The organism is Alteromonas sp. MmMcT2-2, assembly GCF_022348305.1.
Taxonomy (GTDB): domain Bacteria; phylum Pseudomonadota; class Gammaproteobacteria; order Enterobacterales; family Alteromonadaceae; genus Alteromonas; species Alteromonas macleodii.
In genome coordinates this window covers 1-14,563 of the sequence record NZ_JAKRFA010000020.1, presented here as the reverse complement: position 1 = coordinate 14,563, position 14,563 = coordinate 1, and the positions used below count along the sequence as shown (strand labels likewise).

9 protein-coding genes and 1 pseudogene are annotated in these 14,563 nt (G+C 43.9%); 8 read left to right on the top strand and 2 right to left on the bottom strand.

Features of this window, described 5'->3' with window-relative positions; genetic code table 11:
• Nucleotides 1-151 precede the first annotated feature (151 nt).
• The 7 genes from MHM99_RS12620 (at nucleotide 152) to rmf (ending at nucleotide 12,744) form a co-directional block, all read left to right on the top strand.
• The gene (locus MHM99_RS12620; RefSeq protein ID WP_239219602.1) at nucleotides 152-4,990 is read left to right on the top strand and encodes an NAD-glutamate dehydrogenase; all 4,839 of its coding nucleotides are present in this window, start codon (nucleotides 152-154) and stop codon (nucleotides 4,988-4,990) included.
• A 166-nt stretch (nucleotides 4,991-5,156) separates the two neighbouring features.
• Nucleotides 5,157-6,164, top strand: coding sequence for a quinone-dependent dihydroorotate dehydrogenase (pyrD, locus tag MHM99_RS12615; protein WP_049586293.1), 1,008 nt, complete (start codon nucleotides 5,157-5,159; stop codon nucleotides 6,162-6,164).
• A gap of 67 nt (nucleotides 6,165-6,231) precedes the next feature.
• On the top strand, nucleotides 6,232-8,328 hold the full coding sequence (rlmKL, locus tag MHM99_RS12610) for a bifunctional 23S rRNA (guanine(2069)-N(7))-methyltransferase RlmK/23S rRNA (guanine(2445)-N(2))-methyltransferase RlmL (RefSeq protein ID WP_049586294.1): 2,097 nt from the start codon (nucleotides 6,232-6,234) through the stop codon (nucleotides 8,326-8,328).
• Nucleotides 8,325-8,558, top strand: a complete 234-nt coding sequence (locus MHM99_RS12605; protein WP_014949555.1) for a glutaredoxin family protein — start codon at nucleotides 8,325-8,327, stop codon at nucleotides 8,556-8,558. The genes rlmKL and MHM99_RS12605 overlap by 4 nt, the downstream gene beginning before the upstream one ends.
• Nucleotides 8,555-10,495, top strand: coding sequence for an ABC transporter ATP-binding protein (locus MHM99_RS12600; RefSeq protein WP_049586295.1), 1,941 nt, complete (start codon nucleotides 8,555-8,557; stop codon nucleotides 10,493-10,495). The genes MHM99_RS12605 and MHM99_RS12600 overlap by 4 nt, the downstream gene beginning before the upstream one ends.
• 12 nt (nucleotides 10,496-10,507) lie before the next feature.
• Nucleotides 10,508-12,265: a DUF3466 family protein gene (locus tag MHM99_RS12595; RefSeq protein ID WP_239219601.1), complete on the top strand. Its 1,758-nt coding sequence runs from the start codon at nucleotides 10,508-10,510 to the stop codon at nucleotides 12,263-12,265.
• Nucleotides 12,266-12,567: 302 nt separating this feature from the next.
• Entirely contained in the window at nucleotides 12,568-12,744 is a 177-nt protein-coding gene (rmf, locus tag MHM99_RS12590) for a ribosome modulation factor (RefSeq protein WP_014949558.1), read from the top strand.
• Between the two features lie 101 nt (nucleotides 12,745-12,845).
• Here the strand turns inward: rmf and fabA are convergent, their stop codons facing one another.
• The gene (gene fabA, locus MHM99_RS12585) at nucleotides 12,846-13,364 is read right to left on the bottom strand and encodes a bifunctional 3-hydroxydecanoyl-ACP dehydratase/trans-2-decenoyl-ACP isomerase (protein WP_014949559.1); all 519 of its coding nucleotides are present in this window, start codon (nucleotides 13,362-13,364) and stop codon (nucleotides 12,846-12,848) included.
• Nucleotides 13,365-13,572: 208 nt separating this feature from the next.
• Between fabA and MHM99_RS12580 the strand changes: the two genes are divergently transcribed.
• A complete protein-coding gene (locus MHM99_RS12580) occupies nucleotides 13,573-13,860 on the top strand; it encodes a hypothetical protein (RefSeq protein WP_014976601.1) in 288 nt (95 codons plus the stop codon).
• Between the two features lie 5 nt (nucleotides 13,861-13,865).
• On the opposite strand, the pseudogene MHM99_RS12575 reads toward MHM99_RS12580, so the two are convergent.
• Nucleotides 13,866-14,441: pseudogene (locus tag MHM99_RS12575) on the bottom strand (FAD-binding domain-containing protein); the annotation flags it as partial.
• Between the last annotated feature and the right edge of the window lie 122 nt (nucleotides 14,442-14,563).

The window sequence follows — 14,563 nt, the reverse complement described above, 5'->3', positions numbered from 1 at the left end:
TTTTTTGGGTGTTTTCTGCATACTTATCTATGCTGTTAATATAAGGTTAAAAATGGGCTTTCATTAGCGTCATTTATTAGAGAAAATAGTTAGGTACTCGGCACTTATACCAAGTTGGATTGGTATTACGACATTCAAAAAAGGTTAACAAATGACAGTCACCTCACAGCGACACTCAGTACTGCTAGACAATGTATTTGCACTTATCGACAAAAAAGTAGATACCAAGCAGAAGTCTCTTGTGCAGCAATTCGGACGTCTGTTGTATAAAAATATTTCAAGCGATGACCTAGAAAATCGCAACGACAGCGACCTTTATGGTGCAACACTTAGTTTATGGAATGGCTTGGCGAAGTTTGAACATACGTCGCCATACATACGCGTATTTAACCCGGAAATTGCCAAACACGGCTGGCACTCAAGCCACACAATTGTTGAGATTATTGTGTCGGATATGCCATTCTTGGTTGACTCGGTGCGCATGTTGCTAAATCGTTTGAACATCACCGCACATTTATTCCTTCACAGCCCAATTGGCATTAAGCGCGACAAAGCGAACAAAGTTGAAGCGTTTGCTGAGCCAGGCCAATCGCTTGAAGGTGCGAAAAAAGAAACGGTCATCTTTATCGAAATCGATAGACAAACATCGAAAAAAGACATCGATGCACTAACACAAGAACTGCACTCTGTCGTTGATGAAGTTTCTTTGGCAGTTCAAGACTGGCAAGGCATGACAAATACCTTGCAAGACGTAATTAAAAACAATGCCAAATTTAACTGGCCTGTATCTGCAGAAGCCAAAAAGCAAACTAAAGCTTACTTAGAATGGTTAGGCGATCACAACTTCACAATGATGGGTTACCGTTATTATGACGTTAAAGCCATTGAAGGGGACCATAGATGGATCCCTCAAAACGACACCAGTTTGGGTTTGCTTAAGAACTCAGTAAACGACCGGGAGCGTTTGTTGTCTCGCTTGCCTGCATCAGCCCGTGCGGAAGCGCTTAGCAAAAACCCATTGATTCTGACTAAAACAAATTCACGCGCGCGGGTACACCGTCCTGCATATATGGACTATGTAGGCGTGAAGGTGTTTAACAAAGAAGGTCAGGTTGTTGGTGAGCACCGCTTCTTAGGTCTGTACTCTGCCTCTTTCTATAACAACAGCGTAACTCAGCTTCCGATTTTACGTGAAAAAATCAAACGTATTTGTGAGCTATCTGGTTTCGAGCCTGGAACTCACGCATACAAAGCGTTTGCAAATATTATAGAAACCTACCCACGAGATGAGTTGCTACAAACGCCAGCAGAAGAACTAGCGCAAATCGTAATGGGTATTTTTCAAATGCAAGAGCGTGGAATTTCACGTTTATTCATTCGAAAAGACATTTTTGGCCGATTTTTCTCGTGCATGGTGTTTGTGCCAAGAGAGCGCTATAACACCCAGTTACGCAAAGAAACCCAAGCGCTACTTAAAGCGTCATTGGGTGCAACCGAAGAAGTGGAATTTACTACGTTCTTTTCAGAGTCTGTATATGCCCGTACGCATTACATTGCTAGAGTCAACGACAACAACGCGGAATTCGATGTGAAGGAAATAGAGCAAAACATTATTGAGTTGACCAAAACCTGGAATGACAGACTCGCGTCAGCTATTTCAGCGGCACACGGTGAGGCTTCGGGTAAAGCGTTGGAACGCAAATACAACAATGCTTTCTCTCGCAGCTATATGGAGCATAACCTACCGTCAGCAGCGCTTGTAGATATTGGCAAACTAGAGATGTTAGACGACAGCCACACACTGGATATGTTGTTCTATCGTCCACAAGAAGAAGACGCTGACAGCCAGATAGTTAAGCTTAAGCTTTTCCACCGTGCCGAGCCTATCCATCTGTCTGACGTGTTACCGATGCTTGAGAATTTTGGGTTACGCGTAATCGATGAAAGCCCTTATAAAGTCACGTGTTCAGAAGGTGAACGTAACTGGGTCATGGATTTCACCATGTTACATAAAAGTGGTCAGCACTTTGACATGGAAAACGCCCAGGTTCTCTTTCAAGATGCGTTCGCCAAAGTGTGGTACAAGACACTAGAAGACGACGCGTTTAACCGTCTTATCCTTGGCGCGAATATGACTGGCCGTAAAGTTACAGTACTCCGTGCTTATGCGAAATACATGCGCCAGACCGGCAGTTCTTTCAGCCGTGACTACATCGCAAACACGCTAGCTAACTATCCAGACATTGCTCGTTTACTCGTAGACTTTTTTGACCAGCGTTTCAATCCTAAGAAAAAGCGCAATGAGAAAAAAGAGGAAGGTATTCTTGAGACTATTAAGGAACAGTTAGACAACGTTAGTAACTTGGATGACGACCGAATTATTCGTCGTTATCTGGATATGATGTCTGCAACGTTACGTACAAACTTCTATCAGGCAGACGATGCCGGCAATGAGAAATCATATGTATCATTTAAGATGATGCCTGAACTCATTCCTGACATGCCATTACCACTGCCTAAGTTTGAAATTTTTGTTTACAGTCCTCGCGTTGAAGGTGTGCACCTGCGTGGCGGAAAAGTTGCCCGCGGCGGTCTTCGTTGGTCTGATAGACAAGAAGACTTCAGAACAGAAGTACTCGGCCTAGTAAAAGCGCAACAAGTTAAAAACACGGTGATCGTGCCGGTTGGTGCAAAAGGTGGTTTCGTTTGTAAGAACCTACCTGTAGGCGAAGGTCGCGCAGCTATTCAGGCTGAAGGCCAAGCATGCTATCGCACTTTCATCACCAGCTTGTTAGATATTACTGACAACATTGTAAATGGTGAAATTGTTCCTCCTAAGGATGTTGTTCGCCTTGATGATGACGACCCTTATTTGGTTGTTGCTGCAGATAAAGGCACCGCTACATTCTCTGATATCGCAAACGGTATTGCGGAAGAGTTTGGGTTTTGGCTGGGCGATGCATTTGCATCTGGCGGTAGTATTGGATACGACCATAAGAAAATGGGTATTACTGCACGCGGCGGATGGGAGTCGGTTAAACGTCATTTCAGAGAAATTGGTATCGACTGTCAGACCACTGACTTTACCGCTGTTGGTGTGGGTGACATGGCAGGTGACGTATTCGGTAACGGTATGTTGCTATCAGAGCATACGCGACTAATCGCTGCGTTTAACCATTTACATATTTTCTTCGATCCAAGCCCAGATGCTGCAGCAAGTCATAAAGAGCGTCAACGCCTGTTTGAGAACCCAAGCCTAAGCTGGGAAGACTATGACAGTAAGCTGATTTCAAAAGGCGGTGGCGTATTTAGCCGCGCGTCTAAATCTATCAAGCTTACACCTGAAATGAAAAAGTGGTTAGGTACGCGTCAGCTAACCATGACGCCTAATGAGCTAATTCACAATATATTGAAAATGCCAGTTGACCTACTGTGGAACGGTGGAATCGGTACGTACATTAAGAGCAAGAAAGAGTCTCACTCAGACGTAGGTGACCGTGCTAATGATGACTTACGCGTCAACGGTCGTGACGTACAAGCTAAAATTGTGGGCGAGGGCGGTAACTTAGGTCTAACTCAGTTAGGTCGTATTGAGTATGCGTCTAACGGTGGCCGAGTTAACACTGACTTCGTCGATAACGTAGGTGGGGTTGATTGCTCAGATAACGAAGTAAACATCAAAATCTTGCTTAACAGCCTAGTTAACGACGGTGAACTAACGCTTAAACAGCGTAATAAGTTGCTCTACGATATGACCGACGATGTAAGTCGAATTGTACTGAAAGACTGCTATCGTCAAACTCAATCTATCTCTATTACTGAGTTATCTGGCGTTAAGCAACTTAAAGAACAGCTTCGCTTTATCCACGGTCTTGAGCGTGAAGGTCAGCTAAACCGTGAATTGGAATTTATTCCAAGTGACGATGAGATTTCTGATCGCGTAGCCACGGATCAAGGTTTAACCCGCCCAGAGTTAAGTGTATTGATTGCGTACGGCAAAATGGTACTTAAAGATTCGCTTAATATTCCGGAAATTACTGACAATCCTTACCACGGTAAGTTGTTAGTAGAAGCCTTCCCTAAAGTGCTCCGCGAAAAATTCGCAACACACATGCAACAGCATCCGCTTAGAAGCGAAATTATTGCGACTAAGTTAACCAATAACATGGTTAACGACATGGGCCTTAACTTCGTGTTTAGAATGCAGGAAGAAACTGGCGCAAGTGTGAGCGAAATTGCTGACGCATACGCAATTGTTCACGGTATCTTTAATATGAAGACGCTGTGGGAGCGCATCGAACAACTGGATAACGTTATTCCAGCTCAGCTACAGCTTAAAATGTTAGATGAAGCACGTAGAATTATGCGTCGCGCTTCGCGCTGGTATATTCGCCACGGTAATAAGACGCAATCCATTGAAGAAGCCATCGCGAGCTACCGTGGTACCTTCGATATTTTATCGAAGAACCTGCAAAACTACTTGGTTAAAAGCGAATTTACTCAGCTTGAAAACGCTACGCAGAAATACATTGATAAGGGTGTACCAGAAGACATCGCTTATCAGGTTGCAAGCTTCTCTAACATGTTCTCTAGCTTTGACCTTGCGCAAATCGTTGAAGCAGATAAGCACGATACCGATGTAGTCGCTAAGCTTTACTATCAGCTAGGTTCTCGTTTAGAACTTCACTGGTTCTTAGACCAGATAAACAACCAGGCGGTAAGCAACCACTGGCAAGCGTTAGCTCGCGCCTCGTATCGTGAAGAGTTAGATTGGCAGCAGCGTTCCATTGCAGCTAACCTGCTAGCTTCTCGCGAAGACGTAAGTAGTGCAGATCAAATTCTTGATGAGTGGATTGAAAGCAATCAGGTCCTACTTAAGCGCTGGTATCACATGATGTCTGAGTTTAAGACCAGTACAACGCACGAATTTGCGAAATTTTCTGTCGCTTTACGTGAATTGATGCTTTTAAGCGTGAAGTCTAACCATTAGAATACACGCACCTTAATGATTTAAGCCCTGTTTATCAGGGCTTTTTATTGGCCGACTGAACATTGTTGTACATTTTTGCAGCATCGTTTGTAAAAGCAAACCTCATACAAGCGCAATATACCTTGATGATCAACAGGCCCTTAATTAGCGAGCGGTAATAATAACCATGCAATCTCTAGTGCAAAAATTCTTGCTTCAGTGTGAACCTGAAAAAAGTCACGATTTCACCATTAACTGGTTAAACAAGACCCAACATACACCGCTGAAATGGATGTACAGCACACCGACGATTAAGAAGCCCGTTACTGTTGCAGGCATGACCTTCGATAACCCGGTAGGACTTGCCGCTGGGCTTGATAAGAACGGCGATTGTATTGATGCGTTTGCCAGCATGGGATTTGGTTTTGTTGAGATAGGCACGGTAACGCCTCGTCCGCAGCCAGGAAACCCAAAACCTCGTTTATTCAGAATTCCGGAAAAGCACGCCATTATTAATCGCATGGGATTTAATAATAAAGGTGTTGATCATCTTGTCGAACAAGTGAAAAAGGCTCAGTTTAAAGGGCCTATTGGTATTAATATTGGTAAAAATAAAGATACCGAAGAAGCGAATGCGCTCGACGATTACCTGATTTGTTTAAACAAAGTTTATCCTTACGCAAGCTATGTCACTATTAACATTTCGTCACCGAACACACCTGGCCTAAGAAACCTTCAATACGGTGAAGCGCTCGATAAGCTGTTAGTTGGCCTAAAAGCAGCACAGGAAACGCTAACGCAAACCCACGGTAAATATGTGCCGCTGTTTATTAAAATAGCGCCAGATTTGAGCGATGTGGAAATTGACAGTATTGCTGCTTCGCTAATTAACAGCAAAATGGATGGTGTAATTGCTACTAATACGACACTTTCACGTGATGCCGTTGCCGGATTACAGCACGCTGAGGAAATGGGCGGTTTAAGTGGCTCAGTTATGACAGATATGAGCTTAGAAGTAACACGCAAGCTAAACATAGCGCTTGACCGCGCTATTCCCATTATTGGCGTTGGTGGTATTGACTCACCCGAAGCGGCACAAGCACGCTTGAACGCTGGCGCATCTCTGGTGCAGGTCTACTCGGCTTTTATTTATCAAGGCCCATCGCTCGTTAAACGCATTGTAAACGCGTTATAATATACCCAAACCAATCTCTCGTGTACGTGCTTTTTCTTAAGCACGTACATCAAAAACAGGTACATGAATGAATACTATTCTGGTTACGACCAGTCGCGGTCTTGACGAACTATTAAAACAAGAAGTGCTACGCCTTTGCCCTGATGCGCAAGTTAAGCAAGGGCCTGGCACTATTCAGTTTGAAGGCTCAAAAGAGGATGCGTATAAACTTTGCTTATGGTCACGCTTAGCTAACCGCGTAGTTTGGGTGTTGGCATCAGGTAAAGCAGGCGATGCAGATGCACTGTATAACACGGCTATGGGTATTGACTGGCAAATGCAGATGGATTCACGTCATACCTTATCTGTACAGTTTATCGGCACAAACTTTGCCATAAAAAACACTCAATTTGGTGCGGTTCGTGTTAAAGATGCCATAGTAGATTCATTTGTAGAGCAAGGCTTACCGCGCCCATCAGTAGAACGAAAGAGCCCTGATATTTCTGTGTATGCAAGACTACATCGCGATAATGTAATTTTAGGCATAGATTTAGCAGGGGCAAGTCTGCACCAACGCGCATACCGACAAGAAACCGGTGACGCGCCGCTTAAAGAGCATATCGCAAGCGCAATGCTAATGCGTAGTGGATGGACAGAGAATACTGATGCGCCATTGGTCGATTTGATGTGTGGCTCGGGCACCATCGCGATTGAGGCAGCCTACATCGCTCGCAATATTGCGCCAGGTATAAAGCGTATGTATTGGGGCTTTACTAAGTGGCTCGGCCACGAAGAGAAGCTTTGGGATGATTTGGTAGAACAAGCTATTTCCGCGCAAAAGCCTAGCTGCAGTGGTATTTACGCGGGTGATTTCAGCCGTAAAATGGTAGCAATTGCAAAAGCAAACGCTGATTTTGCTGGCGTATTTAACGATATTTCGTTCTCACAGCAAGACGCAACAAAATCTTCTCCGCCCGTTGCCACACCAGGCTATGTCGTTTCAAACCCTCCTTACGGAGAACGTTTGGGCGAGCTAACATCGTTAATACCGCTATTTAGTGATTGGGGTAAGCGTTTTAAAGAAGCCTGGAAGGGATGGCATGTGTCGCTTCTTAGCAGCAATCGTGATTTGCTTCGGGTTTTAAAGCTTCGCGCCACCAAAGACTATGCCATGAATAACGGTAAGCTGGAATGTCGTTTAGCGAATTATGTGTTGGATGAAGAAAACACGGTACAGTTTAGCGAGGACGCTAGCAACCACGAGTTTGCTAATCGTTTGAAGAAAAACCTCAAACGCATGAAAGGCTGGATCAAGAACGCTAACACTAACTGTTACCGCATATACGATGCTGACCTGCCAGATTATAACGTTGCCGTAGATAGATATGGTGACTGGCTGGTCGTTCAAGAATACGCGCCGCCAAAAACGGTTTCTGAAGATAAAGCACGCAAGCGTCTGCAGGAAGTCTTGCTTCATTTGCCAGCAGTAACAGGTGTTTCACCAAAACAGATAGCGCTTAAAGTGCGTAGCCAACAAAAAGGTACAAAACAGTACGAGAAAATTAATCAGACTGGCGACATGATGGAAGTGTTTGAAAATGGCGCTCGTTTCCTGGTTAACCTTACTGACTACTTGGACACAGGCCTTTTCTTAGATCACCGCAATACCCGCCAAAAAGTGCAGGCGTTGTCCCAAGGTAAAGACGTTCTTAACTTGTTTTCATATACGGGTAGTGTGTCGGTATTCGCCGCTAAAGGTGGCGCAAAGTCTGTAACGACAGTGGATATGTCTAATACTTATTTAGAGTGGGCAAAGAAGAACGTAGCGCTGAACAAACTCACTGCGCCTCATGCTTTTATTCAAGCTGACTGCACCACTTGGTTAGGCACGCATAAAGGCAAATACGACTTAATTTTTATCGACCCACCGTCATTTTCGAATTCAAAGCGTATGCAAAATACGTGGGATGTGCAGCGCGACCACGTAAAAATGCTTACCGATGCTAAAGCGTGCTTAAAAGAGCAGGGGATCATCATCTTCTCTAACAACAAGCGTGGCTTTAAGCTAGATGAGACAGCCATGAGTGAACTGGGCTTGTCAGTAGACAATATTACCAAAGACACAATTCCAGAAGATTTTGCACGTAAAGGCAATATCCATCAGTGCTGGGTACTAGCTTCATGAAAATTTATTTTTACACCGGGCCGCAATGTAGCCTGTGCGACTTAGCCGATGTTGAGCTTCAACAAACGTCTATGTTTTCATCGCTTAATATAGAGAAGGTTAACATTCGCACTAGCACTGAGCTTTATCATTTGTACGGTGCAAGGATCCCCGTTTTGAAACGGGCAGATAATGAAAAAGAAATCGGCTGGCCTTTTAATACCGCCGATTTAGAGGAGTTTCTTCAGTGAGCATTTTGCAGTTAAAAAACATCACTGTTATTTATGGGAATCCGCCGCTGTTAGACGGTGTCGAACTGGTTGTACAGCCTAAAGAGCGCGTCTGCTTAGTAGGTCGCAACGGTAGTGGTAAATCAACGCTAATGAAAGTTATCGCTGGCGATATTATTGCCGATGATGGGCAGCGTATAATTGAAAATAATACGGTCATTGCGCGCCTAGAGCAGGACCCGCCCCAAACTACCGATGTGACGCTTTTTGACTATGTTGCCGAAGGCTTATCTGACGTAGGTGAAACACTGAAAGCCTACTTTCATCAAACCCGTATCGTTGGTGAAGATCCAAGCGAATCGAATTTAAATAAATTACAGCGACTACAAGAACAGTTAGAAGCCAGAGACGCGTGGCAGTTTGAACAGCAAATTGAACAGACGCTAACCATGCTAAAGCTAGACCCTGAGATATCGCTATCTACTCTTTCTGGGGGATGGCGTAGAAAAGCAGCGCTAGCTCGTGCGCTTGTTCGACAGCCGGATTTGCTCCTGTTAGACGAACCAACTAACCACCTTGATATTGAAATGATCCGCTGGCTTGAATCCAGCTTGAGTAATTACCAAGGCGCAATTGTGTTTGTGAGCCACGACCGTGCATTTATACGTGCCATGGCTACGCGAATTATTGATCTAGACCGCGGCTCGGTTACGAGCTATCCGGGTAACTACGAAACTTATTTAGAAAAGAAGCAGCACGATTTAGAGGTTGAAGCTTCACAAAACGCTGAATTTGATAAAAAACTAGCGCAAGAAGAGGTATGGATTCGTCAGGGCATTAAAGCCCGCCGTACCCGCAACGAAGGCCGAGTAAGAGCGCTGAAAAAACTACGCGAGGAGCGTAAAGCGAGAAGAGCGGTTCAGGGCAATGCGGTAGTCAATCAACACCAGGGCGCGCGCTCTGGAAAGATGGTGTTTGAAGTAAAAGACTTAAGCTATAGCATTGAAGGCAAGCCTATTGTTGAAGGGTTAAACCTGAATGTTTTGCGTGGTGACAAGCTTGCTCTCATTGGTCCTAATGGTAGCGGTAAAAGTACGCTTATCAAGCTTCTACTCGGCGAACTCCAGCCCGATAGCGGCAACTGCAAACAAGGCACTAACCTTGAAGTTGCTTACTTTGACCAGCACCGCCACGGGCTGGATTTAGAAAAGTCTGTGATAGACGCGGTAGGCGACGGTAAACGCGATCTGATGGTAAATGGCCACCCACGCCATGTGATCAGCTATTTACAAGATTACTTGTTTACGCCTGAACGCGTTAATGCACCGGTTAAGTCGCTATCAGGTGGAGAAAAAAACCGCCTGATGCTAGCAAAACTGATGCTTAAACCGAGCAACGTTTTGGTGCTGGATGAGCCTACCAATGACTTAGACGTTGAAACCTTGGAAATGCTCGAAACCTTACTCAACGAATATACCGGCACCGTGCTTTTAGTCAGTCACGATAGGGAATTTGTTGATAACGTAGCAAATAGTAGCGTGGTATTCGAGGGTAATGGAATGCTTCGCGAATTTATTGGGGGTTTCACTGACGTAGAAAACTGGTATAAAGAGCAACAGGAAAAACGTCAGCAAATCGAAAAGGAAGAAAAAGCCAAGGTAAAGAATGAAACTAATTCAGCTTCAGACAGTCCTAGTGCTAAGTCTTCTCCCCGTAAGACGAAAAAGCTATCATACAAAGACCAGCGTGAACTTGAGTCCTTACCGAAAGAACTAGAAACACTTGAGGAAGAGCTTGAGGCTATGCAAGAAAAAGTGAACGACCCGGACTTTTTCAAACAAGACAGTGACATTACTGCCAAGGCGTTAGCCGAGTTGGCAGATAAAGAAGAATTACTTTCCCAGAAATATGCGCGCTGGGATGAACTAGAAAGTATGCTGGAAGATAATCAGCAGTAAATAGGATTTTAAATGAAACGAACTCAGCTTGCCGCCGCCGTTCTGTTGGCAACAGGAAGTGTTTCGGCATTCGCCGCGACCTATTCAGTGACGCCTCTTCCTTTACAGGATACCGCTAGAAACAATTTTGCTCGTTCGATTGATAACTCAGGCAAAATGTTGTCTGTCGTTCAACTGGAGTTCAATCCACCAATCGACGCAGAGCAGCTTGAAGAAGACACGACTTTTTTTGACCAGTTCGGTGAGAGTCTAGAAAACGAAGATGACGCACGCCAGGGTGTTTTTACAGACATAGACTACACCACGGTAGTAAACTATCTTCTATCGAACCCAAATCTTACAACGGGACAGAAGCTAGCGTCGTATAGAACCTATGCAACCGACACTCAAGATATATCATTAGTACCAGGTCTTGATGAAGTTACAGACAAATTTGATGACTATACGCGATCTGTTGAATCGACTGGTCGTGACAGCTTGAACGGTAACTTTATTGTCGGTGATTCTTCGGGACTGGTTGTTCTAGACCCATATGAGAACGAAGATGGCGATACATTAAACTACACGTATCCAGAGTCAGCACAACAAGCCTTTGTTCAAGCATCTGGAGAGACTAAAGTACTTCCAGCTGTTGATGACACTGTAGGAGGGTTCTCTTCAGCTCGAGCAATAAACGCAAACTTACAGGTTGCAGGTTTCAGTACTGTTAGTTTCCGCGATGATGTTGCCGATGCTGTTGAAACGTGTACAGACGATGAGTCTCGTGGTTACACATCTGAAGGTCGCTGCCTGTTTACTATTTATAATGGCGATTTTGCTGTTCCACGTATTTCTAGCTACTTCATTAATTCATCTACAAATTACTTACCGAGCTTCGTATTGCTGTCTGAGGTTAACGCTACCATTTGGCAGATCGATGTCAATGGCGATGTAATCAGCACCGATACCTACCCGTTATTATTTGAACCTGATGAAGACGATACACGCCACTATTTCACGTATGCCTATGACATAAATAACCAAGGTATCGCAGTCGGTGAAGGCCTTACTGGAGATCGCATTACGATAACGCGCCCAAATACATCAGGCAGGACTGAAAGTGAACGAGTTGCAACGGTTTTCAGAGACGGTGAAACCATTGAACTTCTTCCACGCGAAGAAAATATCATTAGCCAGGCTATCGCAATTAATGATGAAAATTGGGTGACGGGTGCAGTGCTTCGTTCACAAAGCGATATCGCACGCTCTCGTTTGTTTGTATACAACCTTGATACCCAAGAACAGCATTACCCTGATGGCTTCTTCGTGAGTGCTGGTGTGACTGCGAATGCCATTAACAATAATAATATCGTAGTGGGTAAGGCAGACGTGGATGCAACGAGTGATACGCTTCGCGATACAGCGGCATTTATGTACAACATTGATACTGAAGAGTTTACTAACTTAAATGATTTAGTTTCTTGTGATAACCCATATGAGCTAATTGAAGCAGTAGATATCAACGATGATAATGAGATCATTGCGAATGCGAGAATTAAAGCTACGAACAAGTATGTAACGGGTAACGATATAATTAATTCAGACGGTGAAACAGAAGAAATCGACTCCGTAGTGGCGGTTAAACTGTCTCCATTATCGAATGGTTCCATAGATGAATGTGAAATTCCTGAGGACGAACAGCCCTATGAGCGAAAAGGAGCTGCAACAGGTTTACTCGCATTTTTTGGTCTATTTGCTGCAGTATTTATGCGTAGACGTATAAAGAAATAGCTGACCCTTTGGACAATATGTAATCAATATTAAAAGAGCCACCTATGCGTGGCTTTTTTTATGCCTAAAAAACGTAAAAAAAGACATATTTATGCATAAAAAATGTAACATAAATTTCATAGAAACTTCATTTATTTAAATTTTGTCAAGCCCTTTTATTTTTTATTTTTCTTGAACCATTTAGTTAATTGCACTATCACAGTATTGTACGCAATCACTTTTCCGGCACTATCAACCGAAATGATGTAGAGCGCTCGAGAAAATGATTTGTTGTACTTTCAACAAACAAAAGAGGCTAATCAATGAAAAGACAAAAAAGAGATAAACTGACACGCGCCCATTCGAAAGGCTATCAAGCTGGCATTAGCGGTCGTTCAAAGGAAAATTGTCCATTTCAGCAAAACGATGCACGTTCACAGTGGTTAGGTGGATGGCGCGAGGCAGTAGAAGACAGACACTTAGGTTTAAGTGTTAAATAACACTTCTCTTTTATGAACTGATTATGCAAAAAGGAAAGCCCCTGAAAAGGGGCTTTTTTGTTGGTCAACGTTAATTGACCTTATAGCTCTATAAAGGCAGTTTAGAAGTTTGAGGTATCTTGGAACAAGCCAACTTTCAAATCTTTCGCTACGTAAATCTCACGGCCATCAACTTCTACTGAACCATCTGCCATACCCATGAAAAGTTTACGCTTTATCACGCGCTTCATCGTGATCTTATACGTTACCTTCTTAGCGGTTGGAAGGATTTGACCGGTAAATTTAACTTCACCTACACCTAAAGCTCGGCCTTTACCAGGGCCGCCGCTCCAACCTAAGAAGAAACCAACTAACTGCCACATCGCGTCTAGGCCTAGGCATCCCGGCATTACCGGATCACCTGGGAAGTGACAATCAAAAAACCATAAATCGGGGGTAATATCTAATTCAGCGATAATTTCGCCTTTCCCATGTTCACCGCCATCTTCTGTAATTGAAACTACGCGATCCATCATTAACATGTTAGGTGCGGGAAGTTGACTGTTACCTGGGCCAAACATTTCACCACGGCTACACGCCAATAAATCTTCTTTGTTAAAACTATTTTTCTTCTCTGACATTCCCAACTCGTTGCTGTTATTAAAGTGACGCTGCTAATTTAGCGAACAGTTGTACGCCAAACAACTCTGAACAGTCATTTTTCTGAAGAAAAACGCATGCTAATATAGGTTTAGCAACTTTGGCTTGTACAAACATCGTTCTACACGTGTGATTTTTGTACTACTTCTAAATACAAGCTCTACAGTAACGTAACATTGTGTGAAAACTATGACAGAACAAACAACGAAAAAAAGCATTAAAAAGAGTGCCGCAGATAGAGCTAAAGCCAACGCTGATAAACAACGAAGATTCAGAGAAAGGCAAAAAGACGCAGGTAAGAAACTTGTAAGAGGCTATGTTAGCCCTGAAGCAAAGGCATGTTATGACGAAATACGCGACAAAACTGGCTGGACTGACAGTGAAGCTATGTCAAATGCCATGCGGCTTATGTACGCAGCTTACAAATGTGGACAAATTAAACTACTGAATGAATGGCTTCGCAAAAATAACCGTTAGCCGGTTTATTTAATTTTTGTTTTCAGCCATGCACGACTCGGACTATTTTGCATGGTGTGGCGTTTAACAATGCGATGCGCTTCTTTAACCACATCATCTCGCTCGCGATAGTCCCATAAGCGTTTTGCCGTGATGCGATTATTCTCTGTTATATCAACGAGCGGTTCAACGTAGTCGCGTTCAACGTCAAAATCTAACATTTGCGCTTCTAGGGGCGGCAATAAGTGAGGGGCGTGAACAGCTTCACTGGGTAATTTAGCAAGTTCTGGCACCCACTTTTTGATAAATACACCTTCAGGATCTAATTTTGAAGATTGTGTTGCAGGGTTGTATAACCGCACGGTGTGAATGCCGGTTACGCTAGCCTGCATCTGTATTTGGGGGTAATGAATACCTGGCTCAAAATCTAAGAACTGTGTTGCCAAATAATGCGCTGCCTTTAGCCAGTGTACATTTAGGTGATGACACAGAAAACTGGTTACCATGGCGCGCATTCGAAAGTTTAAGTACCCGGTATACTTAAGTGCTCGCATGCAGGCATCTACCAACGGATAGCCGGTCAATCCCATTGTCCAAAGGTAAAAGCGACGCTCGGCTTCTGGACCATCTAGGGGTTCTAGGGATTTTCCCCTCTAAAAAGACATAATCCTCTGTAGACCACACCAATAAATGGCTGCGGAGGTGGTTTACTTTCAGCTTGGAG

Excerpts from the sequence above, each read along its gene's own strand:
- MHM99_RS12620 (WP_239219602.1), top strand. The coding sequence starts at position 152 with ATGACAGTCACCTCACAGCGACACTCAGTACTGCTAGACAATGTATTT.
- pyrD (WP_049586293.1), top strand. The coding sequence starts at position 5,157 with ATGCAATCTCTAGTGCAAAAATTCTTGCTTCAGTGTGAACCTGAAAAA.
- rlmKL (WP_049586294.1), top strand. The coding sequence starts at position 6,232 with ATGAATACTATTCTGGTTACGACCAGTCGCGGTCTTGACGAACTATTA.
- MHM99_RS12605 (WP_014949555.1), top strand. The coding sequence starts at position 8,325 with ATGAAAATTTATTTTTACACCGGGCCGCAATGTAGCCTGTGCGACTTA.
- MHM99_RS12595 (WP_239219601.1), top strand. The coding sequence starts at position 10,508 with ATGAAACGAACTCAGCTTGCCGCCGCCGTTCTGTTGGCAACAGGAAGT.
- rmf (WP_014949558.1), top strand. The coding sequence starts at position 12,568 with ATGAAAAGACAAAAAAGAGATAAACTGACACGCGCCCATTCGAAAGGC.
- fabA (WP_014949559.1), bottom strand. The coding sequence starts at position 13,364 with ATGTCAGAGAAGAAAAATAGTTTTAACAAAGAAGATTTATTGGCGTGT.
- MHM99_RS12580 (WP_014976601.1), top strand. The coding sequence starts at position 13,573 with ATGACAGAACAAACAACGAAAAAAAGCATTAAAAAGAGTGCCGCAGAT.